The organism is Reyranella sp., from assembly GCF_965228225.1.
GTDB lineage: Bacteria > Pseudomonadota > Alphaproteobacteria > Reyranellales > Reyranellaceae > Reyranella.
In genome coordinates this window covers 4471725-4496248 of the sequence record NZ_OZ245801.1, presented here as the reverse complement: position 1 = coordinate 4496248, position 24524 = coordinate 4471725, and the positions used below count along the sequence as shown (strand labels likewise).

Genomic DNA, 24524 nt, shown 5'->3' with positions numbered 1-24524 from the left:
GCGTCAAAATTGCATGCGGTCGTGGGCATCGTGTTCCGGGGGAATTCATGAACAGTTTCAGCGACATCAAGCTTCGCCGCCGTGGTCTTCTTGGCGCCGCTGTCACAGCGTCTGCAATGACGCTGATTCCGGGCGCGCTCCGCGCCCAGCCGAAGATCGCGCCGCCCACCCTCATCAAGGCCGGTACGCTGATCATGTCGATCAATCCGACATTGCCGCCGCTGCAGTATGTCGACGACAAGGGCCAGCTGAAGGGCATGCGGGTCGAACTCGCCGACGCATGCTGCAAGCGGCTGGGGCTTGCGCCGGAATATATCCGCACCGAATTCGCCACCATGATCCCCGGCCTCGCCGCCAAGCGGTGGGACATGATCAACACCGGTATCTTCTGGACCGAAGAGCGGTCCAAGCTGATGTACATGGTGCCGACCGAGCAGGCGGCCATCAGCTTCCTCGCCGCCAAGGGCAATCCGCTGGGCCTGAAGACGGTGGACGATCTGGCCGGCAAGCGCATCTCGGTCGAGCTGGGCGGCATCGAGGAGCGACGCACCCGCGAAGTCGCCGACATGGTGGCCAAGAAGGGCCTGAAGCCCATCACCGTCATGACCTTCAACAACTTCGCCGAGGCCTTCCAGGCGCTGAAGGCCGGTCAGTCCGACGCCGCCACCAGCATCGATGCCACGGCGATGTTCATGCAGCAGAGAGGCGACTTCACGCGCGCCATCAGCGGCGTGTTTCCCCAGATTGCCTGCTTTGCCTTCGCCAACAAGGCGCTGGCGGATGCCGTCGTCGGCGCTCTGAACGATCTCAAGAAGGATGGCACGTACGCCAAGCTGCTCGACCAGTATGGCGTGCTGCAGATCGACGAGCCGGCCTTCGCCATCAAGGGCCCAGGCCCGGCCTAGCGGACCGGTGCCTGCGTGAAAGTCTGGAACTGGGAAGGCTTCTGGGGGTACTTCACCAACCTCTACCTTCTCGAGGGGGCGCTGTGGACGATCGGGCTCACGATCAGCACGCTCATCCTGGGCGGTATGCTGGGCCTCCTGCTCGCCGTGATGCGCCTCAGCAAGCACAAGGGGCTGGCCCGCGCGGCGCAGACTTATATCTGGGTCTTCCGCGGCACGCCGCTGCTGGTGCAGCTCATCATCATCTACACCGGCCTGCCGCAGCTCGGGCTGGTGCGCTTTTCAGTGCTCGAATCGGCGATCCTCGGCCTCGCGCTGAACGAGGCGGCCTATCTCTCGGAGATCCTGCGCGGCGGCATCCTGTCCGTCGCCAAGGGGCAGACCGAGGCGGCCCGGGCGATGGGGTTGAAGCCGCACCAGATCTTCCGGCTGGTGGTGCTGCCGCAGGCCTTGCGCGTCATCATCCCGCCGCTCGGAAATTCGGTGAACGGCCTGCTCAAGACCACGTCGATCGCTTCGGTGATCTCGATGGAAGAGGTCCTGCGGCGCGGTCAGATCCTGATGCAGCAGAAATTCCAGGTGCTCGAGGTCTTCATCGTGGTGGCCATCATCTACCTGGCGATGACCACCTGCTGGGACTTCGTGCAGCGCCGCATCGAGGCCTATTACGGCAAAGCCTACGGGTCCGCTGTCGATGGCCAGCTGGCGCGTGACGATCGCTGACTTCAGTCTCTTCCCCATTCAGATGGGGAAGTGCCCCGTCATACGGGGCGATGGGGTCATGGGTGTCGCCAAGCCTATGACCCCTCCGTCGGCTGGCGGCTTGGTTACAAGCCGCGAGCCGCCACCTCCCCATTTGAATGGGGAGGACGGTGATTCTACTTCGTCCGGAAGGGCACTAAGCGCGGGCGCGCGCCGCCTCTTCGGTCAGAACGCCCATCTGGTGGAGCACGTCCCGCAAGGCCGGGAGCTGCGCCTCGGGCAGCGGCAGGCGCGGCGCGCGCGGCGGGCCCATGGGCATGCCCATCATCTCGAAGGCGGCCTTGGTGCCGGAGACGTAGCGCGGGCCGCCGACCCACCAGAGCAGCGGCGTCATCTTCATGTAGAGCGCGAGCGCGGCATCCATGTCGCGCTTGTCGGCGACCAGCTCGAACAATTCGGCCGACCAGCGCGGAATCACGTTGGAGCAGACCGCGACCCAGCCTTCCGCGCCCAGCCAGAAGGATTCGTAGCCCAGCACGCCCGCGAAGACCGTCATCTTGTCGCCGGCGAGGCGGATGATGTCGCGCACGCGCGTCGGATCGAGGGTCGACTCCTTGACGTAGAGGCAGTTCGGGATCTGGGCGATCCGCGCGATCAGCTCCGGCTGCATGTCGACGTTCGCCGTCGCCGGATTGTTGTAGACCATGATCGGGAGCGAGATCGCGTCCGCGACCTTTTTGTAGTGGGTGAAGAGCTCGTCGTCGGTCGGCACGCTGTAGAAGGGCGGGATGATCATCACGCCGTCGGCGCCCATGGATTCGGCCTCGCGGCTGGTGCGGACGACTTCGTCGGTCCATTCCGCGCCCGTGCCGATCAGCACCGGGACCCGCCCGGCCGCCTGCTTCACCACGATCTCCACGATCTGGCGGCGCTCGTCGGGCGTGATGCTCAGGAACTCGCCGGTGCTGCCCAGCGGGATGAGGCCGTGGATGCCCTCGGCAATCTGGAAGTCCACCAGCCGACGCAACGCCGCCTCGTCGACCTTCCGGCCGTCGGCGGTGAAGGGCGTGATCATGACGGTGTAGGTGCCGCGGAACTTCTTCATGCTGTGCCTCCGGCAACATTGTAGACCTTTTGCATGCGCCTGAAACATCCCGACATGCGGCCCACGGGCGCGCCCCTTCGGATCTCCTTCGACGGGCGCGATATCGAGGCGATGCAAGGTGAGACGATCGCCGCGGCGCTGGCGGCGTCGGGCATCGTCGCCGTCCGGGAGGCCCGCTCCGGTGCGCCGCGCGGTCCCTTCTGCGGCATGGGTGTCTGCTTCGATTGCCTCGTCACGGTGGATGGCCGTCCGAGCCAGCGGGCCTGCCTCACCAAGGTCGAGTCCGGCATGGCGGTGCGGTCCTCGCCGGTGGCGGATTCGCCGACGGCGACGAGGACGGAAGCCGCCGCGGCTGAAGAGGTCGCCTGCGATGTGCTGGTGGTCGGCGCCGGCCCAGCCGGGCTGGTCGCGGCCCGCGCGTTGGCCGTGGCGGGGGCCTCCGTCGTGGTTCTCGACGAGCGCCTTCATCCGGGCGGGCAGTACTTCAAGCCGCTGGCGCCATCGCACGACGCCGACCTGGCGAACCTCGACCGCCAGTTCCGGGATGGCGCGGTCTTGCGGCAGTCGACGCTGGCGGCGGGTGTCCGGATCCTTAGCGAAGCCACCGTCTGGTCAGCCTTCTCGGCCGGGGAAATCGCCGCCGTCGTGGCGGGGCAGGCGATGTTGTTTCATCCCAAACGCCTGGTGCTGGCGACAGGCGCCTACGAACAATCGCTGCCGGTTCCGGGATGGACCTTGCCGGGTGTGATGACGGTCGGCGGATTGCAGACGCTGGCGCGCTCCTATCGCGTGGCGCCGGGCCAGCGCATCGTGATTGCGGGCAATGGCCCGCTTTGCCTGCAGACTGCGGCGGAGCTGATCGACGGTGGCGCGCATGTCGTTGCGGTGCTCGAGGCGGCGCGGCGGCCAGGTCTTGCGCAGTGGCGCGCGGTGGCGCGCGCCGCCGCAGCCGATCCCTTTCTCATCGCGCAGGGCGCGCGCCTGGCGGGGCGATTGGGCACTCTCCTCCATTGGGATTGCACGGTGACGCGGCTGGTCGGCGAGGATCGGGTGCGTCGCGTCGAAGCCGGCGCGTTCGCGATCGACGCCGACATCGTCGCGCTGGGTTACGGCTTTGCCACCTCCTCGGAGATTGCGCGTTCGCTGGGCTGCGCCCATCGCTTCGTGCCGCGAGGCACCGGCTCGATGGAAACGCTGACGGACGGGGAGGGCCGTTCGAGCCTGCCGGAGGTGTTCGCCATCGGCGACGGCGCACGGTTCGGCGGTGCGCAGGCGGCCATGGCGCAGGGAACGATTGCCGCCGCTTCCATTGCCAGAGATCTGGGCCTCGCAGGCATCAAGAGCGACGAAGCCCGGCGGACGTTGAACCGGTCGCGTCGCTTTCAAGCGGCCCTGTGGCAGCTGTTCGACGTGCCGCCGCTTGATCCTGCAGCGATCGAGGACGCCGCCATCATCTGTCGCTGCGAAGAGGTGACGGCGGGCGACCTGAGGACCCTGATCGCGGCCGGCCACGATTCGCCGGCTGTCCTGAAACGCAAATGCCGCGTCGGCATGGGCCGCTGCCAGGGGCGCTATTGCGCTTCGCTGGTGGCACGCCTGACGACGAGCGAGGCCGGCGAGTTCGACCTGTTCGCGCCGCGGCCGCCGGTCAAGCCAGTGCCGATCCGCGCGCTGACGGTGGAGCAGGGCGAGTGGGGCGGCCACAAGGAGTTCGTACCGCCGGATATGTCGCGACCGCGCGACAGCGAGCCTCTGGCGACCGAGACGGTCGACACGCTGGTGATCGGCGGCGGCATCATGGGCTCCTGTGCCGCCTATTGGCTGGCGCGCGAGGGCATCGAGACGCTGGTCGTCGAGCGCGACGAGGTGAATCTCCAGGCCTCGGGCGCCAATGCCGGCAGCCTGCATGTCCAGCTCCTGTCGTTCGACTTCGGCAGCAAGGCCCAGGCCGGCGGCGGTCCGGCCGCGGCCACCTTGCCCTTGGGCCCCGCCTCCGTAGCGCTATGGCGCGAGATCGCGACCGATACGGGCCAGGACCTCGAGATGAAGGTCATGGGCGGGTTGATGCTGGCCGAGACCGAGCGCGACGTGGAATTCCTCAAGGCCAAGATCGCGATCGAGCGGCAGCATGGCGTCGAGGCCGAGCTGATCGGCGCCAACGAGCTGCGCCGCCTCGAGCCGGGGGTGAGCGACGTGGCGATCGCCGCCGAATGGTGCCCCGGCGAGGGCAAGATCAATCCGCTGCTGGCCACCTATGCCGTGGCCGAGCGGGCGCGTGCCCTGGGCGCCCGCTTCCGTCGCGGCAGCGACGTGCAGGCGATCGAGCGCACCGGGCGCGGCTATCGGGTCGTCACCAGCCGCGGCGAGATCGCCTGTCGGCGAATCGTGAACGCCGCCGGCGCCTGGACACCGCAGGTCGCCGCGCATCTCGGCGTGACGGTCCCGGTCAAGGGCGCGCCCTTGCAGATGATCGTGACCGAGCCGGCGCCGCCCACCATCGAGAAGCTGATCGCCCATGCCGACCGCCATCTCACCCTGAAGCAGATGGCGTCGGGCGCCTTCCTGATCGGCGGGGGCTGGACGGCGGGCCTCGATGACGGCCAACGCCTGTCGCGTGCGTTGCGCTCGAGCGTCGAGGGCAATCTCTGGATCGCCGGCCGGGTCATCCCGGCGCTCGCCGATCTCCATGTCGTGCGCATCTGGGCCGGCATGAACGTCAACGTCGACGGCGCGCCGATCCTGGGTGAAGTGCCGGGCCTGCCGGGCTTCTACAACTGCGTCGGCTCGAACGGCTACACGCTGGCGCCCGTGCTGGCGCGCCTGACGGCCGAGATGCTGGCCGGCCGCAGCACGAGCCTGTCGGTGGCGCCCTATTCGATCCAGCGCTTTCACTGAGGAGGGCTTCGCGTGGAAACCTCGACCAAGACGGCGCGCCAGCTCTACGAGGCGCTGAAAGCCGATCCGCAGCGGCGCCGCTTCGGCTTTGGGCGCAAGCCAGCCCTTGTGAACGTCGATCTCCAGAACGCCTATACGCGGCCGTCCGAGTTCGCGACGGCCTACGAAACCGATCCGCGCCAGATCGAGCATGTGAACCGGCTGGCGCGGCTGTTGCGCGCCCGTGGCTGTCCGGTGATCTGGACTTACGTCGCCTATCTCGGCTCGGGCGAGGATTGCGGTGTCTGGGGAACACGTGCCGACATGTCCACGGCGCTGCGAAGCATCACGGCCGGCGACCGGCGGGCCCAACTCGACGATCGCTGCGAGATCGACCGCGACCGTGACATCGTCATGAACAAGCGTATGGCCTCGGCCTTCTTCGAGACGAACCTGGGCTCGCTGCTCACCTTCCACGGGGTCGATACGGTGATCGTGACCGGTGGCTCGACGTCGGGCTGCGTGCGCGCCACGGTGGTCGACAGCCTGTCGCGCAGCTTCCGCACGATCGTTCCGGAGGAATGCGTCTCCGACAAGCATGAGAGCCCGCACTTCGCCAATCTCTACGACATGATGGCCAAATATGCCGACGTCCTGCCGGTCGCCGACGTGATCGACTTTTTGGGGCGCTACGAGCCGGTGACCTAGAGGAAAAGCGAAAGGTCCCTCACTTCGTTCGGGATGACACTATTGCTGGAATTGGCGTCGTGCGCCGATGCAGGAAACGGTGTCATCCCGAACGGAGTGAGGGACCTTTGATCATTTCGCTTAATTGAAGATCGACGGATCGATCAGCGGCCGGCCGCGCGGGCGGGCGGCTTCGGGGCGGTCGCATTTCTGGAAGACGCCGCGGCCGGCCGAGCCGCTCATGCGGCCTTCCTCCATCACCACCTCGCCGCGCGACAGGGTCATCACCGGATAGCCGGTGAGCTCGCGTCCCTCGTAGGGCGTGTAGTCGCAATTGTGGTGGAGGATCGAGTTGGTGAGGCTCACCCGGCGCTCGGGATCCCACAATACGATGTCGGCATCCGACCCGACCGCGATCGTGCCCTTGCGCGGGTGCAGGCCGTAGATCTTGGCGGCATTGGTCGAACTCAGCGCCACGAACTGCTGCAGGGTGAGGCGGCCCTTGTTGACGCCCTCCGAGAAGAGCAGCGGCAGCCGTGTCTCGACACCGGGCACGCCGTTGGGGATCTTGCGAAAGCTCTGGGCCGCGCCGGGCAGCTTCTTGCCGCGCACATCGTCGAACTTGAAGGCGGCATGATCGGACGACAGGATCTGGAAGGTGTTGGCCGACAGGCCGGTCCAGATATGCTCCTGATTGTCGGTGCCGCGGGGCGGCGGCGAGCAGACGCATTTGGCGCCTTCCTCGCCCGGCTTCTCGAAATCCTCCTCGCTCAGGAACAGGTATTGCGGGCAGGTCTCGCCATAGACACGCAGGCCGCGCGCCTGGGCGCGCTGGATCTCGTGCATGGCCTCCTTGGCCGAGACATGGACCAGCAGCATCGGCACGTCGAGCAACTCGGCCAGCGAGATGGCGCGGTGCGTGGCCTCGCGCTCGACCACGAAGGGGCGCGAGGTCGCGTGGAACTTGGCGGCCGTCATGCCCTTCAGCTCGAGCCGCTCGGTCAGCCAGGTGATGCAGTCGGAGTTTTCCGCATGGATCATGAGCATCGCCTGCTCGCGGCGCGCGGCGGCCAGGGCGTCGAGCATCTCGCGGTCGGTCAGCTTCACGTCGTCATAGGTCATGTAGACCTTGAACGAGGTGTAGCCGTCGGCGACCAGGGCGGTGAAATCCTGCCCCATGATCTTCTCGCTGGCATCCGACAGGATCACGTGGAAGGCGTAGTCGATCAGCGACTTGCCTTCGGCGCGCTTGTGATACTTGTTCACCGCGTCGCGCAGCGGCTGGCCCTTGTTCTGGTAGGCGAAGGGAATGATGGTCGTGGTTCCGCCTGCCGCGGCGGCGCGGCTGCCGCTCTCGAAATCGTCGCAGAAGACAGAGCCATCGGCCGTGTCCTGGTCGAAATGGACATGCGCGTCGATGCCGCCGGGCACCGCGATCAGGCCGGTGGCATCGATCTCGCGACGACCCTTGTCGAGCCGTTCGCCCAGCGCCACCACGCGCCCGCCGACGATCCCGATGTCGCCTTTCACCACGTCGGAGGCGGTGGCAATCGTGGTGTTGCGGATGACGAGATCGTACTCGGCCATGAGTCCTCCCGGGGTGGCTTTGGCCTGTAGTATAGCAAGTCCCGTGCCCGTCTCCGGTGTCTCCCGCTTCGCCTAGACCGGGGGCGCGTGCCGGTCCAAACTCGCGCCAACAAAATGGGAATGGCAATGAAACGTTGGGTTGGCCCCCTGATCTCCGTGCTGGCTGCCGTCGGCCTCGGCGCCCTCGCGCAGGCACAGACCGTCGCGATCAAGCCGGCTATCGTCTTCAGCACCGGCGGCAAGTTCGACAAATCCTTCAACGAAGGTGTCTGGCAGGGCGCCGAGCGGTTCAAGAAGGAAACCAACATCGCGGTCTCGGAATTCGAGCCCAGCAACGAGACCCAGTTCGAGCAGGCGCTGCGGCGCTTCGCCCAGCGCGGTCAGGATCCGATCATCGCCGTCGGGTTCGCGCAGGCGGTGGCCCTCGAGAAGGTCGCGCGGGAGTTCCCGAACATCCACTTCACCGTCATCGACAGCGTGGTGGACCTGCCCAACGTCCAGTCGGTCGTGTTCAAGGAGCAGGAAGGCTCCTTCCTCGTCGGCGTGCTGGCGGCAATGGCCTCGAAGACCGGCAAGATCGGCTTCGTGGGCGGCATGGACATCCCGCTGGTGCGCCGCTTCCAGTGCGGCTTCGAGCAGGGCATCAAATACGCCAGCCCCAATGCCGAGCTGATCACCAACATGACGGGCACGACGCCCGCCGCCTGGAACGATCCGGGCCGCGGCGCCGAGCTGGCCAAGGGCCAGTTCGATCGCGGCGTCGACGTCGTCTATGCCGCCGCCGGGAGTACAGGTCTCGGCATCCTCCAGGCGACCAAGGACCGAGGCAAGCTCGGGATCGGCGTCGACTCCAACCAGAACCATCTGCATCCCGGCAACATGCTGACCTCGATGCTGAAGCGCGTCGATCTCGCGGCCTACAACAGCTTCAAGGCGGCCCGGAACAACGAATGGAAGGGCGGCGTGCAGGTGCTGGGCCTCAAGGAGGGCGGCGTCGACTGGGCTCTCGACAAGGACAACGAAAAGCTCATCACGCCGCAGATGAAGGCTGCGGTCGATGCCGCGAAGGCGGCCATCATCTCGGGCCAGATCGTCGTCCACGACTATATGAGCAACAATTCGTGCAAGAGCTGACGGCCGCCGCTGCCATCGAGCTTCGGCGGATCGACAAGTCGTTCGGCAGCGTGCACGCGGTGCGCGGCGCCTCGCTGCGGATCGAGCGCGGCAGCATCACCGGCATCGTGGGCGAGAACGGCGCCGGCAAGTCGACCCTGATGAGCATCCTCTACGGGCTCCATCGCGCCGATGCCGGCGAGATCCTGGTCGACGGACGGCCGGTCGAGATGGCGAGCCCGCGCGACGCCATCGGTCACGGCATCGGCATGGTCCACCAGCACTTCATGCTGGTCGACAGTTTCACCGTGCTGGAGAACCTGATCCTGGGCGCCGAAGGCGGCGCGATGCTGGCGGGCGGCCTGGCGGCGGCCCGGACGGAGCTGGCGCGGCTCGCGCGCGAATACGGGCTCGCCATCGATCCCGATGCGCGCGTGGCCGACCTGTCGGTGGGCGAACAGCAGCGGGTCGAGATCCTCAAGGTGCTTTTTCGCGGCGCCCGCATTCTCGTCCTCGACGAGCCCAGCGCCGTGCTGACGCCGCAGGAAACCGACCGGCTGCTGGAGATCCTGCGCGTGCTGCGCGACCGTGGCGTCACGGTCGTGCTGATCACCCACAAGCTGCGTGAGATCCTGAGCGTGACCGACAAGGTGATCGTCATGCGTCGCGGCGAGGTGGTGGCGGAGCGGCGTACCGCGCAGACCGATGCCGAGGATCTGGCCGAGCTGATGGTCGGCCGCAAGGTGCGCTTCGATCTCGACAAGGCGCCCGCCCGGAAAGGCGAGACGAGGCTGGCCGCTCGGCACCTGTCGCTGGTCGATCGTCGCGGCGTCCGCCTGCTCGACGACATCTCGCTGGAGGTGCGGGCCGGGGAGATCGTGGGAATCGCCGGCGTCTCCGGCAACGGCCAGAGCGAATTGCTGCAGGTTCTCGCGGGCATCCGGCCGCCGACCGGCGGCGAGATGGAAGCCTGCGGACGCAGGGTCGATGCCGCCCATCCCGTCGATCCGGCCGAGATGCGCGATCTCGGGGTGGCCCATGTCCCGGAGGACCGGCTGCGGCAGGGGCTGGTGCCGGCCTTCCTCGCCTCCGAGACCTCGATCCTCGGCTATCAGGATCGCGAGCCGTTCTGCCACAACTACCTCATGGACGGACCCGCCGTCGGCAAGTACTGCGCCGACCTCATGGAGCGCTTCGACGTGCGGCCGCGTACGCCGGGCCTGCGCTCGTCGAACTTCTCCGGCGGCAACCAGCAGAAACTGATCCTGGCGCGCGAGATGGCGCGCAATCCCAAGGTGCTGCTGGTCGGCCAACCGACCCGCGGCGTCGACATCGGCGCCATCGAATTCATCCGCCGCGAGCTGGTCCGGAGCCGTGACGCGGGCTGCGCGGTGCTGGTCGTGTCGGTCGAACTGGAAGAGATCCTGTCGCTGGCCGACCGCATCCTGGTAATGTTCGGCGGCCGCATCGTGGGCGAGGTCGCGGCCGGCGAGGCCGACGAGCGCACCCTCGGCCTGATGATGGCGGGCGCCCGCGCCGCATGAGCGCGTCACGCCGTCCGTTGCCGGGCTGGGTCGAGATCGGCCTGTTGCCGCTCGCCAACATCGCGATGGCGTTCCTCGTCGTCGGGCTCATCGTGAAGCTGATCGGCGTCGATCCGCTGCATGCCCTGAAGCTGCTGGTCCTGGGTGCCGTGGGATCGTCGGAATCGATCGGTTACACGCTCTACTACGCGACCAACTTCATCTTCACGGGGCTTGCCGTCGCCGTGGCCTTCCACGCCGGCCTGTTCAACATCGGCGGCGAAGGACAGGCCTATATCGGCGGGCTGGGCTGCGGCCTCGCCGTGCTGGCGCTCGACGGCACCCTGCCGGGCCTGCTGCTGATCCCGCTCGCCATCCTCGCCTCGGCGGCGTTCGGTGCGGCGTGGGCCGCCATCCCCGCCTGGATGCAGGCCTGGCGCGGCAGCCACATCGTCATCACCACCATCATGTTCAATTTCGTGGCCTCGGCCTTGATGGTCTACCTGCTGGTGAACGTGCTGATCGCGCCGGGCTCGATGACGCCGCAGAGCCGCGGCTTCGCCGCCTCCGCCGCGGTGCCGTCGATGCAGGCCGCGCTGCAGTGGGTCGGCATCGCGGTCGCGCCCTCCGCGCTCAACCTGTCGCTGCTGCTGGCGCTTCTGGCGTGCGTCGGGGTCTGGATCTTCCTGTGGCACACGCCGTGGGGCTACGGGCTGCGCACTTTAGGACACAATCCGGAAGCGGCGCTCTACGCCGGCACCAACCTGAAGCGCACCACGATGCTGGCCATGTGCCTGTCCGGCGCCCTCGCGGGCGGCGTCGCGGTCAACGAGCTGCTGGGCGTGCATCACCGGCTCGTCCTCGATTTCGCCGCCGGCTACGGCTTCACCGGCATCGCGGTCGCGCTGATGGGGCGCGGGCATCCGCTCGGCATCGTGCTGGCGGCGCTGCTGTTCGGCGCACTGCAGCAGGGTGGCGCCGAACTCAATTTCGAGATTCCCAAGATCACGCGCGAAATGGTGGTGGTGATCCAGGGGCTGGTGATCCTGTTCTCCGGTGCGCTCGTCCATCTGCCGCGGCCCTGGCTGCAGGCGCTGTTCGCGCGAAAGGGCTGAGGTGGAGGAGACGCTCACCCTCGTCGTCGCGACGCTCGCCGCCACCCTGCGTGTGGCGACGCCGCTGATCCTGTGCGCCATGGGCGGGCTGTTCTCCGAGAAGAGCGGCATCATCGATGTCGGACTCGAAGGCAAGATGCTGATGGCGGCCTTCTTCGCGGCGGCCACGGCGTCGTTCACCGGTTCGGCCTGGGCAGGTGTCGCCGCCGCGATCCTGGCCGCCGAGATGCTGGCCCTGCTGCACGGCTTTGCCTGCATCACCCATCGCGGCAACCAGGTGGTGAGCGGCATCGCGATCAACATCCTGGCGATGGGGCTCACCGTGGTGCTGGGCACGGCATGGTTCGGGCGGGGCGGCCAGACGCCGCCGCTGGCCGGGACGGAGCGTCTCAACCCGATCTTCTTCCCCGTCGCCGGCGACAACATCCTGGTCTACGCGGCACTGCTCTCCGTGCCCTTGGCCTGGTGGGTGATCGAGCGCACGCGTTTTGGCCTCAGGCTGCGCGCCGTGGGCGAGGTCCCCCTGGCGGTCGACGCCGCGGGCATCTCGGTATCGTGGCTGCGCTACCGGGCGGTGCTGATCTGCGGCCTGTTCGCGGGCCTGGCGGGCGCCTACCTCTCGATCGCGCAGAATGCAGGGTTCAGCCGCGACATGACGGCGGGGCAGGGCTTCATCGCCCTGGCTGCCATCATCTTCGGGCGCTGGCGGCCGGTGCCGGCCTTCGGCGCGTGCCTGGCCTTCGGCCTGCTCGATGCCATCGCCATCCGCCTCCAGGGCGTGAAGCTGCCCGGCGTCGGCGAAGTCCCGGTGCAACTGATCCAGGCTTTGCCCTATCTTCTGACCCTATTCCTGTTGGCCGGCTTCATCGGCCGCACCGTCGCGCCGAAGGCGGCCGGCGTGCCCTACGAGAAGGAGCATTGAGATGAACGACCTTCTCCACCTGGCGCAGCGGATGATGCTGCGCGCCCATGCCCCCTATTCGAAGTTCCATGTCGGTGCGGCCGTGCGGGCCGAGGACGGCTCGATCCATGGCGGCTGCAACGTCGAGAACGCCGCCTATCCGCAAGGCCTCTGTGCCGAGGCGGGCGCCATCGCGGCCCTGGTCGCAGCGGGCCACAAGCGCATCCTCGAATGCGTCGTGGTCGGTCCCGGCCCGGAAGTCATCACGCCCTGCGGGGGGTGCCGGCAGAAGCTGCGCGAGTTCGCGGGGGACGACGTGCCGGTCCATCTCTGCGGACCCGACGGGCTGCATCGCACGGTGACCTTGGGGCAGCTCCTGCCGATGTCCTTCGGTCCGCAGCATTTCGGCTAGCCGTGAGCGACGTTCTCGAGCGGGCGGCCCCGGGCTTTCGACCGAAGGTCGCGTTGATTCTCGGCTCCGGCCTCGGCGGCTTCGTCGCGGAGGTGACGGCGGTTGCCACGATCCCCTACGCCGACCTGCCGGGATTCCCGCAGCCGACGGTCGGCGGCCATGCCGGACGGTTGGTGCTGGGCCATGTCGGTGCGACGCCGGTCGCCGTGCTGCAGGGCCGTGCGCATTACTACGAGCACGGCCGGGCCGACGAGATGAAGGGCGCCATCGATGCGATGGCCGCACTGGGCTGCGAGACCCTGCTGCAGACCAATGCAGCCGGCAGCCTGCGGCTCGACATGCCGCCGGGCTCGGTGATGGCGATCAGCGATCACATCAACTTCACGGGCGTCAATCCGCTGTTCGGCGTCGGGCCGGGCGACGGCCGCTTCGTCGACATGGTCGATGCCTACGATCCGCTCTTGCGCACGAAGCTGATGGAAGCGGCGCGGGCGGCCAACATCGTCTGCCACGAGGGCGTCTACATCTTCTTCAGCGGGCCGAGCTTCGAGACCCCAGCCGAGATCCGCGCCGCGCGGGTGCTGGGCGCCGATGCCGTGGGCATGTCGACGGCGCCCGAGACCATCCTGGCGCGCCATGCCGGCCTCAAGGTGGCGGCGCTGTCGCTGATGACGAACTACGCCGCGGGCCTCGTGCCCGGCGCGCTCGGCCACGACCAGACCCTCGCGGTGGCGGCCGCCGCGGCGGACAAGGTGCGCCGCGTGCTGCGCACCTTCCTGGAAAGCTGCGCATGAGCATGCTGCCGCAGGAGGTCATCCGCCGGAAGCGCGACGGGCATGAACTTTCCGAGGAGGAAATCGCCTTCATCGTGCGCGGCATCCACGACGGCGGCCTGAGCGAGGGCCAGGTCGCGGCCTTCGCGATGGCCGTGTTCTTTCGCGGGATGACCGTGCCGGAGCGCGTGGCGCTGACGCTCGGGCTGGCGCGCTCGGGCATCGTGCTCGATTGGCGCGACCTCGACCTGCCGGGGCCGGTGCTCGACAAGCATTCGAGCGGCGGGGTGGGCGACAAGGTGAGCCTGATGCTGGCGCCGATCGTGGCGGCCTGCGGCGGCTTCGTGCCGATGATCTCCGGTCGCGGCCTCGGCCATACCGGCGGCACGCTGGACAAGCTCTCGGCCATCTCGGGCTACGAGACCCAACCCGACATCGCCACGTTCCGCAAGGTCGTGCGCGAGGTCGGCTGCGCCGTGATCGGCCAGACCGACGATCTGGCACCCGCCGACCGCCGGCTCTATGCGACGCGCGACGTCACCGGCAGCGTGGAATCGATTCCACTGCTGGTGAGCTCGATCCTCAGCAAAAAAGTCGCCGAGGGGTTGGACGGGCTGGCGATGGACGTGAAGTGCGGTTCCGGCGCCTTCTGCGACACCGAGGAGATGGCGCGCGACCTAGCGCGAAGCCTGGTCGACGTCGCCAACCGGGCCGGCTTGCCGACGGTGGCGCTGATCACCGACATGGACCGCGTGTTGGGCCGCGAGGTCGGCAACGCGCTCGAAGTCGCCGAGACGGTGGCCTATCTCACCGGCAACGGGGCGCGCGAGCCGCGCCTGCACGAAGTCACGATGGCGCTGGCGGGCGAGATGCTGGTGCTGGGCAAACTGGCGGCGGATGTCGGCGAGGGCCGGGCCAAGGCCGAGGCCGTTCTGGCGGACGGCCGCGCCGCTGAGACCTTCGCCCGCATGGTTTCTGCGCTGGGCGGTCCCGACGATTTCCTCGAGCACAGCGCCCGCTATCTCGGCCACGCGCCGGTGGTGAAAGCCTGTACGGCCGAGCGCTCCGGCCATGTCGCCGGCATGAATGCCCGCGAGGTCGGCATCGCCGTCGTCGAACTGGGCGGCGGGCGCCGCCATGCCGACGATGCCATCGATACAACGGTCGGCCTCACCGGGTTCGTCGATGTCGGATGCCAGATCCGCAGTGGCGATCCGCTCTGCCTTGTCCACGCGGCCAGCGAGGCCGATGCCGACGAGGCGATTGCCCTGATCCGCCGCGCCGTCCGCATCGAAGAGGAGGCGCCGTCGGAGACGCCCGCGATCCTCGAACGGGTCGCGCTGTGATCGACCTCGACGCCTACGCACGAGACGGTTTCGCGGTCCTGCCGGATTTCGTGACGGCAGCTGACTGCGAGGCGCTGAAGGCGCGGGCTGCCGAACTCGTGGCCGCGTCCAACCGCAGCGCTGCGCCGACGGCCTTCTCGACCGTCGATCAGGCCCATGCGCGCGACCGTTACTTTCGCGAGTCGGGCGGCGACATCCGCTTCTTCGTCGAGGCGGAAGCACCCGACCAACTGAACAAGATCGGTCATGCCCTGCACGATCTCGATCCGGTGTTCGACCGCTTCTCGCGACAGCCCGCGCTGGCGGCGCTCGCGGACGCGCTCGGCATCGACGCGCCGCTGCTCCTGCAGTCCATGTATCTCTTCAAGCAGCCGCGCATCGGGGGCGAAGTGGGCTGGCATCAGGACGCCACGTTCCTGCGCACCGACCCGCCCAGCGTCACGGGCTTCTGGGTCGCGCTCGACGATGCCGACCGCGGCAACGGCTGCCTGATCGCTTTGCCGGGCGCCCATCGCGGCCCGTTGCGACATTGGTTCGGCTACCGGGACGGGGACCTCGTCACCCGCGCGCTCGACGCCGCGCCATGGCCGGACGTCGAGCCGGTGGCTCTTGAGGTCCGGCGCGGCACCCTGATCGTCCTGCATGGCCTGTTGCCACATGCCAGCATGCCCAACCGCTCGTCGCGGCCGCGTCATGCCTACAGCTTGCACCTGATCGACGGGCGTGCCGATTATCCGGCCGACAACTGGCTGCACCGCCCCGACCTGCCGCTCCGAGGATTTGCGTGATTCCCAAGGCCGAAATCCACTGCCATCTCGAAGGCTCGATCCCGCCGTCGCTCGCCCTCGAACTGGCCAGGCGCAACGGCCTGGTGCTGCCGCCGAACCTGCTGGATGCCAGGGGCCATTACGCCTGGACCAACTTCTGGAGCTTCCTCGACGCCTACGACCGCGTCTGCACGGCGCTCAAGACACCGCGCGATTTCCGCGACGTCATCTACACGTATCTCGCCGGTGCGGCGCGCGAGGGCGCGGTCTATGTCGAGATGTTCTGTTCGCCCGAACGACCGGCCGCGCTCGGCATCTCCTACACAAAGTGGCTCGAGGCGCTGGCGCAGGGCATCGACGATGCCCGCCGGGAATTCGGCATCGAAGGCCGCATCATCATCATCTGCATCCGCCATCTCGGGCCCGAGCGGGCCGAGGCGATGGTCCGCGCCATGCTGGCCGAGCCGCATCCCTATGTCGTGGGCTTCGGCATGGGCGGCGACGAAGCCAGGTTCGCGCCGGTCGACTTCGCGCCGGCCTACCGCCTCGCGCATGAGAACGGTTATGGCTGCACCGTCCATGCCGGCGAGGTCGTGGGACCCGAGAGCGTGTGGGCCGCCATCCGCGACCTGCCGGTGACGCGCATCGGCCATGGCGTGCGCTCGGCCGACGATCCGGCCTTGATGGAGGAACTGGCGCAGCGCGGCATCGTGCTCGAGGTCTGCCCGGGCAGCAACGTGGCCCTGGGCCTTTATCCCGACAGGGCCTCGCACCCGCTGCACCGATTGATCGATGCCGGCGTGAGGGTCACGCTGAATTCCGACGATCCGCCCTTCTTCCACACGACGCTCGGGACCGAGTACGACCTTGCGGGTCTCGACGAGGAGCATTTGCGGCAGATCGCCCGCACGACCATCGAGGCGTCGTTCGCCGACCCGGCGACGAAACGGCGGCTGCTCGAAAGGATATCGCGATGAGGGCACGCAACGGCCTGCTCATCGCCGTGCTCCTGGCGGCGCTGTCGGGCGGCGGCGTTCGCGCCCAGGAAACGCCGCCGGCCAACGACCTGCTGCTGGCGACGCTGTGGACCCAGCGTGCCGTCGAATACAGGGCCAACGCGCTCACGGTTTACTCGTTGGCGCGCATCCGGCTCGACGAGGCCCTGGCCGACAGGAGCTGGACGGCCGCGCCGGCCGAGCAGAAGGGCGATTTCCAGACCCTGCCGCCGGCCGTCGTGCTCGATGTCGATGAGACGCTCCTCGACAATTCGAAGTACCAGGTCTGGATGATGCGGACGAACCAGAGTTTCAGCACGAAGAGCTGGAACCAGTTCTGCGCCGCCCAGATTTCCGCGGCGATTCCGGGCGCCGTCGAATTCACCAAGTACGCCGAGTCGAAGGGCGTGAAGGTCTTCTATGTCACCAACCGCGGCGCCGAGACCGAGAAGGATACGCGCGAGAACATGGCGAAGCTCGGCTTTCCCCTGGGCGGCGACGTCGACACGTTCCTGATGCAGGGCGAGAAGCCCGACTGGACCGGCGCCAAGAGCACCCGCCGCGCGGCGATCGCCAGGGACTATCGCGTGCTGCTGAACGTCGGCGACAATCTCGGCGACTTCGACGACCGCTACCGCAGCAGCGAGGCCGAGCGGGTTAAGGCCTTCGAGGCCGGCATGCCCTACTGGGGCAAGCAATGGCTGATGCTGCCCAATCCGACCTATGGCTCGTTCGACACGGCGCCGTACGGGCACGACTTCAAGAAGCCGCGCGACGAGCAGCGCAAGGCGAAGTGGGATGTGCTGGAGTCGTGGGTGGGGCCGGCTCAGCCGTAGATCTTCCTCAGCCGGCCGTCGGCCCATTTCACGGCCTCCTCTGCCGGCATGCCCTGAACCGCTTTGGCATACATGTCGGAGATGACGTACGTCGACAGCGCTTCCGCCGCCCTGGCGTCCGGAGGGCCGGCGCGGCCCGGCGCCTGGCCAAGCTTCGCGGCGACTTTGAAGGGCGCCATCACGGGATCGTCGGTCCAGGCCGCGTGGCCTTCCCAGGTCTCGGTGCAGGGTGTCGAGAAGCCTTTCTGCGAGACGAACCACTGCTCGAAATTCTTCTCGGCATGAATCCACTTCAGGAAGTCCTTCACGGCCTCCTGGTTCGTCGAATACTTCATCAGCATGTTCGACTGCAGCAGGTGCAGGCCGAACCGTCCGGCCGGACCCGCCGGCAGCGGCGCGTGCAGGATGTCCCGGTTCATCGGCGTGCCGTTGGCCGTCCGGTAGCGCTCGGGCCGGCGCAGCGTTTCGAGGTAGATCGAGGCGCCGTTCAGCGTCGCCGAAATGGACTGGGACAGGAAAGCGCGGTTGTTGCCGGTATCGTCCCAGGTGAGGCCGCGCTCGTCGCAGGCGTCCTTCCAGAAGTCCTGCATGAACTTCACCGAGTCGAGAGTCGCCGCCGAGTTGAGCACCACCTTGCCGGTGGGATCGACCTCCATGCCACCCCAGGACCACAGGTAGGGGTAAGTGAAGCTGGGCGAGTCGCCGAGCGTATGGCCCAGTGTCTGTCCGATCGGACGTCCCCTGGCCTTGAGCTTGCGCGCGACGTCGCGGTACTCGGCCCAGGTCCCGGGGAAGGAGGCCGCGCCGGCCTCCTCGAACCACGACCGCCGATAGGCGATCATGTTGCCGATCACCGCCCACGGCATGGCCATGAACCGGCCGCCGTTGCTGCACATCGTCCGGGCATAGGCGCAGAGGCCACCTTCCGCCTGGGCGACGGATTGGGCGATGTCGGTGAGATCGACCGCGCTGCCGGCATAGAGATAGGTCTGTTCGTTGAACGCCATGACCAGGTCGGGGCCGGCGCCCGAGCTGATCGCGGCGGTCACACGCGGCTTCAGGTCGTTGCCGTTGACCGTCTCGAGGACGATCCTGACGCCCAGTGCACGCTCGGCTTCGGGCAGCAACTCCCCGCGGAGCAGCGCATCCGACGCCGGGACGAAGTCGACCCACTTCAACCAGTGGACCGTTCTCTGACGGGCAAAGGCCGGCATGCGCCCGGTGGCCAGAATGGTGGCCATGGACGCAGCGGCGCCGCCGCCGGCAAGCCTCAACAGGCTACGGCGTTTGGTTCCGGCCATGGCTGGTGACGGCTATTCTAGCAACGAACGCAGCATCCAGGCCGACTGTTCGTGAACCGTCAGGCGCTGGGTCAGCAGATCGGCCGTCGGCTCGTCGCCGGCCTTGTCGGCCACCGGGAAGATGCCGCGCGCCGTGCGCGCCACCGCCTCGTGGCCGGTGACGAGGATGCTCACCATCTCCAGTGCCTTCGGCGGCTTGGCCGGCGCGTCGGCGAGCGAACTCAGCTTGCCGAACTGGCCGTAGGAGCCGGGGGCGGGATAGCCCAGCGAGCGGATGCGCTCGGCGATCGGATCGACCGCGTTCCAGAGCTCGGTGTACTGGGTCATGAACATCGTATGGAGCGACGTGAACATCGGTCCCGTGACGTTCCAGTGGAAATTGTGGGTCGTCAGATAGAGCGTGTAGGTGTCGGCCAGCAGGTGGCTCAGACCGTCGGCGATCTGCTTGCGGTCCGCTTCCTTGATGCCGATCGAGATCGCGGGTGTCTTGGCCATGGGCTGCTCCTCTTAAGTCAGGCCGCGAACCTAGCAGCGTCCGCGCCATCGGCAACCATAGCGCAAATCAGAGAAGCTCGGGATCGATGGTGAACAGGTCCTGAGCCTTGCCGACGCCACGCAGGGCGAAGCGGCCGACCGAGACCAGCCGGGCGCGTTCCTCTGCGGGAAGAGAGTCGGCAAAGGTCGAGGAGACGAGGATCGGCCGGTCGACCGAGCGGCACATCGAGGCGATGCGGCTGGTCTCGTTGACCGCCGGCCCCACGACCGTGAAGTCGAGGCGGTCGAAGCTGCCGATGTTGCCGTAGAAGACTTCGCCGATATGCAGGCCGATATAGGCCGTGGTGACCGGTTGCTCCCCCGCGAGGCGGCGTTCGTTCAGCTCCTTCATCCGGGTCCGCAGATTCTCCTCGGCCCGCAGCGCGCAGCGGCAGGCCTCGGCCGGATCGTCGGCGCGGAAGACCGCGAGCGTGCCGTCGCCGATCAGCTTCAGCACGTCGCCGCCGGCCTCGTGGATCGAGGTGATGACCGCCTCGGCATAGTCGTTCAGGAGCGGGATGATCTCGCTGGGCTTGGCGGTGTCGGTGATGGCGGTGTAGCTGCGCAGGTCGGAGAACCACAGCGCCGCCTCGACCCGGTCGGCGACGCCGCGCTGGATGCTGCCCTCCAGCACCCGGCGGCCGGCATCGCGTCCGAGATAGACCCGGACCAGCGTATCGGCGATGCGCGCCAGGGCCGCGCTCTTGATGGCGAGCGCCAGCGCCGGCACCAGGCGGCGCAGGGCCACGATATTGGCGTCGCTGAAGCCCTCGGAATGGCGCGTCGACCAGGCCGAATAGACGCCGTCCATGTCGCCGATCTTGGTGTCGCCGGCAAAGCGGTGGATGAAGACGATGTAGTCGGTGTGACCGAGGTCCTTCATCTCCTGGATGACGCTGAAGTCCGGATCCTCGCCGAAGCCGATGCGGCGGCGCAGCTCCTCCTCGCCGGTCTGCAGCAGGTGGAAGAACGGGCTGCGTTGCCAGGATTCGGCGGCGGGACCGCCCTGGTCGGTGCGGGCATAGTCCATGGCCGCCTCTTCCTCAATGGAGTCGTCGCGCCAGCGGTAGATGCGGCCCTCATGGACGGGGTGCAGCGTGTCGATGAAGGACAGCGCCCGCGACACCATGAGGCCGGCTTCCCGGCACTTCTCGCAGAACTCCCGCAGGAGCTGGCCCTCGTCGAGGCCGTCGAGGCCGCGGCGAACGATCCAGTCGAGAAGGATATCGGTATCGAGGAGAGTCATGGGGCTACTGCCCCATCAACCCACGCGGTCGCGAAAATGACAAGCCGCGCGATGACCCGGAGACACCTCGCCGAACCCGGGATACTCGGCCGTGCAGATATCGGCGCTCAAGGGGCAGCGCGGATTGAAATGGCAGCCTGGGGGCGGGTTGAGCGCGCTGGCGATCTCGCCCCGCGCCTTCGCATCGGCGCTGATCGCGGCGCGGTGGAACGGATCGGGGATCGCCGCGATCAGCGCGCGCGTATAGGGGTGGCGCGGATTCTCGAAGATCTCCTGCCAGCCGCCCTGCTCGACGATCCGGCCGAGATACATCACCGCCACGCGGTCGCTCACATGCTCGACCACGCCGAGATCGTGGCTGATCATGATGTAGGCCAGCCCCATCTCGTCCTTGAGCTCGAGCAGGAGGTTGATGATCTGGGCGCGGATCGAGACGTCGAGTGCCGACACAGGCTCGTCGCACAGCACCAGCTTGGGCTTCAGGATCAGGGCGCGGGCGATGCCGATCCGTTGGCGCTGGCCGCCGGAGAATTCGTGCGGGTAGCGGTCGGCCTGCTCGGGGCGCAGGCCGACCTTGGCCATCATGTCGATCACCCGCGCCTCGACCTCGGCCTTGTCGGTGATGCCGTGCAGGCGCAGCGGATCGGCAAGCGTGCGGCGCACCGTCTGCCGGGGATTGAGCGAGGCGTAGGGGTCCTGGAAGACCATCTGGACCGTGCGCGCCATCTTCATGCGGTCGGGCGGCGTGGCGCCGGAAATCTGCTGGCCGTCGACGTTCATCGTGCCGCGCGTCGGCGGCAGCAGGCCCATGATGGCGAGCGCGAGGGTGGACTTGCCGCAACCCGATTCGCCCACGAGGCCCAGGCACTCGCCGGGCCTCACGTCGAGCGTGACCCCATCCACTGCCTTCAGGGTCTTGATGCCGCCGGCCAGCGCGTTGCCGACCTTGAAATGGACCGCGAGGTCGTCGAGCGAAAGCAGGGACTCAGCCATGGTGATGGCACCTTACGAGGCCGTCGGCCGGCAGCGGCGTGGCCTCGGGCACGATCGTGCGGCAGACATCGGTGACGGCAGGACAGCGCGGATTGAACCGGCAGCCGGCCGGATAGTTCGCGATCGACGGCACGACCCCCGAAATCTCGCGCAGCTTCTGGCGACCGCGGCGCGCCCGTTCGCCCAGCCGCGGCAGCGAATCGATCAGCCCCTGCGTGTAGGGATGGGTCGGCGTGGCGAAGATGGCATCGGCCACCTGGCTCTCGACGATGCGGCCGGCATACATCACCGCGACCCGCTGGCACATGTTGGCGACCAGGCCGAGATCGTGGCTGATCATGAGGACGGCCGTGCCCTTGGCGGCGCACAGCTCGGCCATCAGGTCGATGATCTCGGCCTGCACCGTGACGTCGAGCGCCGTGGTCGGCTCGTCGGCGACCAGCAGGTCGGGGCCGCAGGCCAGCGCGATGGCGATCATCACCCTCTGGCGCATGCCACCCGAGAGCTGGTGCGGATAGTCCTTGATGCGCCGCTCGGGCGACGGCACGCGGACCTGGCGCAGCGCGTCCTCGGCGCGGTCCATCGCCTCGTTCCAGTTGGCGCCCTCATGCAGCACGAACATCTCGGCGATCTGCTTGCCGACCGGCGATAGCGGATTGAGCGCCGTCATCGGCTCCTGGAAGATCATGGCGATGCGTTTGCCGCGCAGGCGGCGCATCTCGGCGGCGGAGACGTTCTGGATCTCCTTTCCGTCGAGGATGATCTTGCCGCCGCCCAGCGACAGCGGCCGGCGCAGCAGGCCCATCACCGACAGCGCGGTGATGCTCTTGCCGCAGCCCGATTCGCCCACCAGCCCGAAGGCTTCGCCGCGGCCGATCTCGAACGAGACGTTTTCGACGGCATCGTAGGTGACGCCGTCGCCGGCCAATGCGATGCGCAGGTTCTCGACCTTGAGTAGAGGCGTCGTCATGCCCGCGGCCTCATCCGCGCCGCGTCGTCGATTGCGGGTCGAGATAGTCGCGCAGGCCGTCGCCCAGCAGGTTGAGGCCCAGCACCGTGAAGAAGATGGCGAGGCCCGGGAACACCGACAGCCAGGGCGCCGTCGTGATCTGGTCGCGCGCTTCCGACAGCATGCTGCCCCAGCTCGGGAAGGGCGGGCGGATGCCGAGGCCGAGGAACGACAAGGCCGCTTCGGAAAGGATGGCGCCGCCCATGCCGAGGGTCGCGATCACGATCAGCGGCCCCAGGATGTTGGGCAGGATCTGGGTGAACATGATGCGCAGGTCGCCATAGCCCAGGATGCGCGCGGCCTGGATATAGCCCTGGCTCTTCAGCGACAGGACCTGGGCGCGCGCGATGCGACAGGAATAGGACCAGCTGGTGAGGCCGAGCGCGATCACCAGGCTGAAGAGGCCGGGCCCGAGGATCGCCATGATGGCCAGCGCGAAGACCAGCGACGGGATCGCCAGCATCAGGTTGGTGAGGCCGCTCACCAGATCGTCCCACCAGCCGCCCCAGTAGCCCGCGGTGAGACCGAGCGTGACGCCGATCAGGCTGTTGCAGACCTGGCTGATGATGCCGACGCTCAGCGACACGCGCGCGCCCCAGACGATGCGCGAGTAGATGTCGCGGCCCTGAGCGTCGGTGCCGAAGGGGAACTCCCAGCAGGGCGGGATTTCGGCATTCATCAGGTTGGCGTCGAGCACCGGATCGGTCAGCGCGATCCACGGCGCCAGAAGTGCGGAGGAGATGGCGATGGCGACCAGGCCGCCGCCCACCCAGAGGGAGGCGCCGCCCTTCAGGCGCAACCGGGGAAGCTTGAGGGCGAGGCTCATCGGTACCGGATCCGGGGGTCGATCACGACATAGGCGATGTCGACCAGTGTGTTGATGACGAGGAAGAACAGCACGATCATCAGGATGCAGCCCTGGACCGTCGGCATGTCGCGCTGGAACACCGAGTCGACCATCAGCGAACCGACGCCCGGCCAGGCGAACAGCTTCTCGACGACGACCGCCTGGCCCATCAGCGAGCCGAACTGCAGGCCGACGATGGTGATGACGAGGACCAGCGCATTGCGCAGTACGTGCCATTCGACGACGCGGCGCTCGCTCATGCCCTTGCTGCGCGCCGTGCGGACGAAATCGGCGTTGAGCACGTCGAGCACCGCGGCGCGCGTGGTGCGGGCGAGAAGGGCCATCGGCCCGACGCCCAGCGCGATCGCCGGCAGGATGAGGTTGCGCAGGCCGCCGTCGCCGTAGCCGAAGCTCGGCAGCCACTGGAGCTTGAGCGCAAACAGGTACATCAGCATCAGGCCGAACCAGAACTGGCTGAGCGAGAGGCCGGAAATGGCGCCGACCATGGCGGCGGTATCGATCAGGCTGCCGGGTTTCAGCGCGGCGAGGAAGCCCAGCGTGACGCCGACCAGGATGGCAAAGGTCATGGCCGCGAGCACCAGCTTAAGCGACGGCCAGATGCGGCCGGCCAGCATCTTGGTGACCGGCTCGCGCGTGCGGAACGAGATGCCGAGGTCGCCCGTGGCGGTCGCGGCCACGTACTTGGCGAAGCGCTCGATCAGCGGATCGTCGAGGCCCATCTCCTTGCGCATGCGTTCCATGACCGCGGGATCGATGGTCGAGCGCCCGTCCTCGTTCATGCCGGAGATGAAGCTGCCCGGCAGGACGGAGAAGAGCAGGAAGACGAGCGCCACGACGGCGAGCATCGTCGGGATGATGTTGGCGAGGCGGCGGCCAAGGACGAGGAGCATTGCGAGGATTCTAAAGGTCCCTCGCTGGCGCTCGTGATGACA

General features: G+C 67.7%; 23 protein-coding genes. 14 read left to right on the top strand and 9 right to left on the bottom strand.

Going from position 1 to position 24524, the window contains the following annotated elements; genetic code table 11:
- Nucleotides 1-47 precede the first annotated feature (47 nt).
- Together ACO07K_RS21860 and ACO07K_RS21855 are read left to right on the top strand one after the other, a co-directional pair.
- Entirely contained in the window at nt 48-905 is an 858-nt protein-coding gene (locus ACO07K_RS21860; RefSeq protein WP_422031583.1) for an ABC transporter substrate-binding protein, read from the top strand.
- A 15-nt stretch (nt 906-920) separates the two neighbouring features.
- The gene (locus ACO07K_RS21855; RefSeq protein ID WP_422017892.1) at nt 921-1628 is read left to right on the top strand and encodes an amino acid ABC transporter permease; all 708 of its coding nucleotides are present in this window, start codon (nt 921-923) and stop codon (nt 1626-1628) included.
- Nucleotides 1629-1803: 175 nt separating this feature from the next.
- Here the strand turns inward: ACO07K_RS21855 and dapA are convergent, their stop codons facing one another.
- Nucleotides 1804-2712: a 4-hydroxy-tetrahydrodipicolinate synthase gene (dapA, locus tag ACO07K_RS21850; protein WP_422031581.1), complete on the bottom strand. Its 909-nt coding sequence runs from the start codon at nt 2710-2712 to the stop codon at nt 1804-1806.
- A gap of 33 nt (nt 2713-2745) precedes the next feature.
- Between dapA and ACO07K_RS21845 the strand changes: the two genes are divergently transcribed.
- Both ACO07K_RS21845 and ACO07K_RS21840 read left to right on the top strand, forming a co-directional pair.
- Nucleotides 2746-5607 carry an FAD-dependent oxidoreductase gene (locus ACO07K_RS21845; RefSeq protein ID WP_422031579.1) on the top strand — a complete coding sequence of 954 codons (2862 nt, stop codon included), beginning with the start codon at nt 2746-2748 and terminating at the stop codon, nt 5605-5607.
- Nucleotides 5608-5619: 12 nt separating this feature from the next.
- Nucleotides 5620-6294, top strand: a complete 675-nt coding sequence (locus ACO07K_RS21840) for an isochorismatase family protein (protein ID WP_422031577.1) — start codon at nt 5620-5622, stop codon at nt 6292-6294.
- Between the two features lie 120 nt (nt 6295-6414).
- Here the strand turns inward: ACO07K_RS21840 and hydA are convergent, their stop codons facing one another.
- The gene (gene hydA / locus ACO07K_RS21835) at nt 6415-7860 is read right to left on the bottom strand and encodes a dihydropyrimidinase (RefSeq protein WP_422031575.1); all 1446 of its coding nucleotides are present in this window, start codon (nt 7858-7860) and stop codon (nt 6415-6417) included.
- A 126-nt stretch (nt 7861-7986) separates the two neighbouring features.
- On the opposite strand from hydA, the gene ACO07K_RS21830 reads away from it, so the two are divergent.
- From ACO07K_RS21830 to ACO07K_RS21785, 10 genes are read left to right on the top strand one after another with little or no spacing between them, the layout of a single operon-like run.
- A complete protein-coding gene (locus ACO07K_RS21830; protein WP_422031573.1) occupies nt 7987-8994 on the top strand; it encodes a BMP family lipoprotein in 1008 nt (335 codons plus the stop codon).
- Entirely contained in the window at nt 8991-10517 is a 1527-nt protein-coding gene (locus ACO07K_RS21825; RefSeq protein WP_422036690.1) for an ABC transporter ATP-binding protein, read from the top strand. Before ACO07K_RS21830 ends, ACO07K_RS21825 begins: the two co-directional genes overlap by 4 nt.
- Nucleotides 10514-11611 (top strand): ABC transporter permease, encoded by a 1098-nt coding sequence (locus ACO07K_RS21820; protein WP_422031571.1) that lies wholly within the window; start codon nt 10514-10516, stop codon nt 11609-11611. The genes ACO07K_RS21825 and ACO07K_RS21820 overlap by 4 nt, the downstream gene beginning before the upstream one ends.
- Before the next feature lies 1 nt (nt 11612).
- Complete coding sequence (locus tag ACO07K_RS21815) at nt 11613-12533, top strand: ABC transporter permease (RefSeq protein WP_422031569.1); 921 nt, start codon at nt 11613-11615, stop codon at nt 12531-12533.
- Between the two features lies 1 nt (nt 12534).
- A complete protein-coding gene (locus ACO07K_RS21810; RefSeq protein ID WP_422031567.1) occupies nt 12535-12924 on the top strand; it encodes a cytidine deaminase in 390 nt (129 codons plus the stop codon).
- A 2-nt stretch (nt 12925-12926) separates the two neighbouring features.
- The gene (locus ACO07K_RS21805) at nt 12927-13718 is read left to right on the top strand and encodes a purine-nucleoside phosphorylase (RefSeq protein ID WP_422031565.1); all 792 of its coding nucleotides are present in this window, start codon (nt 12927-12929) and stop codon (nt 13716-13718) included.
- Between the two features lie 2 nt (nt 13719-13720).
- Entirely contained in the window at nt 13721-15043 is a 1323-nt protein-coding gene (deoA, locus tag ACO07K_RS21800; RefSeq protein WP_422036689.1) for a thymidine phosphorylase, read from the top strand.
- The gene (locus ACO07K_RS21795) at nt 15040-15831 is read left to right on the top strand and encodes a phytanoyl-CoA dioxygenase family protein (protein WP_422031563.1); all 792 of its coding nucleotides are present in this window, start codon (nt 15040-15042) and stop codon (nt 15829-15831) included. The genes deoA and ACO07K_RS21795 overlap by 4 nt, the downstream gene beginning before the upstream one ends.
- Entirely contained in the window at nt 15828-16787 is a 960-nt protein-coding gene (gene add, locus ACO07K_RS21790; protein WP_422031561.1) for an adenosine deaminase, read from the top strand. The genes ACO07K_RS21795 and add overlap by 4 nt, the downstream gene beginning before the upstream one ends.
- The gene (locus tag ACO07K_RS21785; protein ID WP_422031559.1) at nt 16784-17641 is read left to right on the top strand and encodes a 5'-nucleotidase, lipoprotein e(P4) family; all 858 of its coding nucleotides are present in this window, start codon (nt 16784-16786) and stop codon (nt 17639-17641) included. Before add ends, ACO07K_RS21785 begins: the two co-directional genes overlap by 4 nt.
- Here ACO07K_RS21785 and ACO07K_RS21780 read toward each other — a convergent pair.
- From ACO07K_RS21780 to ACO07K_RS21750, 7 genes are all read right to left on the bottom strand, one after another.
- Nucleotides 17632-18942 (bottom strand): ABC transporter substrate-binding protein, encoded by a 1311-nt coding sequence (locus ACO07K_RS21780; protein WP_422031557.1) that lies wholly within the window; start codon nt 18940-18942, stop codon nt 17632-17634. The two genes, ACO07K_RS21785 and ACO07K_RS21780, sit on opposite strands and share 10 nt — an antisense overlap.
- Before the next feature lie 12 nt (nt 18943-18954).
- A complete protein-coding gene (locus tag ACO07K_RS21775) occupies nt 18955-19437 on the bottom strand; it encodes a Dps family protein (RefSeq protein ID WP_422031555.1) in 483 nt (160 codons plus the stop codon).
- 67 nt (nt 19438-19504) lie between these two features.
- Nucleotides 19505-20722 (bottom strand): adenylate/guanylate cyclase domain-containing protein, encoded by a 1218-nt coding sequence (locus tag ACO07K_RS21770; protein ID WP_422031553.1) that lies wholly within the window; start codon nt 20720-20722, stop codon nt 19505-19507.
- 15 nt (nt 20723-20737) lie between these two features.
- A complete protein-coding gene (locus ACO07K_RS21765; protein ID WP_422031551.1) occupies nt 20738-21715 on the bottom strand; it encodes an ABC transporter ATP-binding protein in 978 nt (325 codons plus the stop codon).
- Entirely contained in the window at nt 21708-22685 is a 978-nt protein-coding gene (locus ACO07K_RS21760) for an ABC transporter ATP-binding protein (RefSeq protein WP_422031548.1), read from the bottom strand. Before ACO07K_RS21760 ends, ACO07K_RS21765 begins: the two co-directional genes overlap by 8 nt.
- A gap of 10 nt (nt 22686-22695) precedes the next feature.
- The gene (locus ACO07K_RS21755) at nt 22696-23550 is read right to left on the bottom strand and encodes an ABC transporter permease (RefSeq protein ID WP_422031546.1); all 855 of its coding nucleotides are present in this window, start codon (nt 23548-23550) and stop codon (nt 22696-22698) included.
- Nucleotides 23547-24482 carry an ABC transporter permease gene (locus ACO07K_RS21750; protein WP_422031544.1) on the bottom strand — a complete coding sequence of 312 codons (936 nt, stop codon included), beginning with the start codon at nt 24480-24482 and terminating at the stop codon, nt 23547-23549. The genes ACO07K_RS21755 and ACO07K_RS21750 overlap by 4 nt, the downstream gene beginning before the upstream one ends.
- Between the last annotated feature and the right edge of the window lie 42 nt (nt 24483-24524).